This is a genomic window from Terriglobales bacterium (assembly GCA_035454605.1).
GTDB lineage: Bacteria > Acidobacteriota > Terriglobia > Terriglobales > Acidobacteriaceae > DATMAB01.
Genome location: DATIGQ010000028.1, coordinates 1 through 2,467 on the forward strand (window position 1 = coordinate 1; position 2,467 = coordinate 2,467).

The following is a 2,467-nucleotide window of genomic DNA, read 5'->3' on the forward strand; positions in this document are numbered from 1 at the left end:
GGATGTGGCCTTCGGCGTTGAGTTTGGCGTCGAGCGTGGCGACGGTTTCCTTGCGTGACGCGTTTTCCAGTACGAGCCGCCGGCCGTAGTCATGCAGATGTCCGCCCACGCCCAGCAGCGTCCCGGTGTAGTTCAGGCGGAACTCGCCCGTCTTCGAACTTGCGCCCGCGGGCAGGTCGTAGCCGGAATTGCCGCACTCGCCGGCGTCGAACCATGCCGGATACACGCTGATCGGCGTAGCGTCAGTCTTCTGCGCGTATTCCATCGCCACCTGCAGATAGACCTCGGGATAGCTGGTCTCGGTGGGATTGTGGAACATCGAGGTGACGCGGATGCGATCGCCCTTCAACACCCGATAGCCCACGCCCGGCAAAGCGGGCCAGTCATTCATCTCGCCGCCCGCGCCGAAGATGTGCTCTTCCTTGTTGGGACACAGGAAGTCCGAGCGCCCGGTGTTCCAAAAGGCCACGTGATGCAGCATGCGGCTGGGCAGGCGATTGCCCTCGGCGTCCACCAGTTGCGGATGGTAGGCGATGATCCAGCCGTCGAAGGGGATTTCCAAAAACTGTGGCGCGGGCTGCGCCACCGCGAAGTGATCCGCCTTCGCCGGCAATTCGAGCGGCCCCAACCGCACCGTGAGCGAGCGCCTCGCGGCATCGTCCTGAACTTGCAGCCTGGCCTGCGCTGCGACTTTGTGCTGCATGGCGCTGTGGTCATGCTGCGCCAGGGCCGATTCAGCGGCCATCACGGCTAGAAGTGTTGTCAAATAGATCGTCCGCATGTCTGCTCAGCCTCGCAGAGAATGATAACCCTTCGTCCTCGCCTGCGACCCGGCCTTTCAGCCAAAAAGCCAAGGGCCAATAGCTAGGAGCTAGCGGCTAGTGGCCTGCTCTGCGACTTCCGCGTGCTAGATTCATCCAACTCATTGGGATCCTTCATGGCCTCGAACGACGCACGTCCGCACATTGTCATCATCGGTGGAGGATTTGCCGGGCTTTACGCGGCGCGCTGGCTGGCGCGGCGGCCGCTGCGCATTACCCTGGTGGACCGCAAGAACCACCACACCTTCCAGCCCCTGCTCTACCAGGTGGCGATGGCGGCGCTCTCCCCTGCCGACATCGCTTCTCCCATCCGCGGCGTGTTGCGCGGCTACAAGAACGTCGAGGTTTTGCTGGAAGAGGCCATCGGCTTTGACCTGCCCGCGCGGCGCCTGAAGCTGCGCAAGCTGCAACTGGACTACGACTACCTGATCGTGGCCGCCGGCGCCACCCATGCCTACTTCGGCCATGACGAATGGGCGGCGCACGCGCCCGGACTGAAGACACTGGAGGACGCGCTCGAAATCCGGCGCCGCGTGCTGCTGGCTTACGAACTGGCGGAGCGCCAGGCGCATGCGGGTGGAACCATCGACCCGCTCAACTTCGTCATCGTGGGCGCCGGACCGACCGGCGTGGAGCTGGCGGGCGCGCTGGCGGAGATCGCTCACCAGGCCCTGGTGCGCGACTTCCGCCACATCGATCCCAAGCAGGCACGCATCCTGCTGCTGGAAGGCGGCCCGCGCGTCCTGCCGACGTATCCGGAATCGCTTTCCCGCTCGGCGGAAGCCCAGTTGCGCCGGCTGGGTGTCGAGGTGCGCACCAACACCATGGTCACCGCCATCGGGCCCAAGGTGGTGCGCATCGGCAGTGAGGAGATTCCTTCTGCGGTGACGCTGTGGGCCGCGGGCGTCTCCGCGTCGCCGTTGGGAAAGATGCTGGGCGTTCCCACCGACCGCGCCGGGCGCGTGATCGTCGAGCCCGATCTCAGCATCCCCGGCTATCCCGAAGTGTTCGTAGTGGGCGATCTTGCTGCGTGTAAAGACGCCAAAGGCAAAGTGGTTCCCGGCGTCGCTCCCGCCGCCGTGCAGCAGGGCATGGCGGCCGCAAAAAACATCTGGCGAGACATTCGGAAGAAGCCGCGGGAAAAGTTCGTCTACCTGGACAAAGGGTCGCTGGCCACCATCGGCCGCGCCGCCGGCGTGGCCGACCTTCCCGGGTTACGCCTCTCCGGGTGGATTGCCTGGCTGGCCTGGCTGTTCATCCATATCTACTTCCTCATTGGCTTCCGCAACCGCATCCTGGTGATCATCCAGTGGGCCTGGGCCTATCTCACTTTTCAGCGCGGCACGCGGCTCATTACCGGCAGGACGGACATTTTGGAAGATGTGCGGTAAGAGTAGGCGCTGAGAACTAAGAACTGAGAACTAAGAACTTCTTCTGCCGGATCTACTCGTTACCAACAGAATGCTGATGCCAGGAGATACACTGCCGCTTCCTAATCCCAAACCTCCCGGGACGCCTTGATGTCCGACTTCTTCCTCCAGATCCTTTCCGGCGTCCAGGTGGGCCGCAAGGTCAAGCTGGGCCGGAGCATCACCTTGGGCCGCAACCCCGAGAACACCATCTGCTTCTCGGGACCCGACGGGACC

2 protein-coding genes are annotated in these 2,467 nt (G+C 63.7%); one reads left to right on the forward strand and one right to left on the reverse strand.

Annotated elements, in window-relative coordinates; all coding sequences use genetic code 11:
- The coding region (locus tag VLE48_01910; GenBank protein ID HSA91738.1) for a hypothetical protein at nt 1–781 on the reverse strand (781 nt) is incomplete at its 3' end.
- 156 nt (nt 782–937) lie between these two features.
- Between VLE48_01910 and VLE48_01915 the strand changes: the two genes are divergently transcribed.
- Nucleotides 938–2,212, forward strand: coding sequence for an NAD(P)/FAD-dependent oxidoreductase (locus VLE48_01915; protein HSA91739.1), 1,275 nt, complete (start codon nt 938–940; stop codon nt 2,210–2,212).
- Nucleotides 2,213–2,467: the final 255 nt, after the last annotated feature.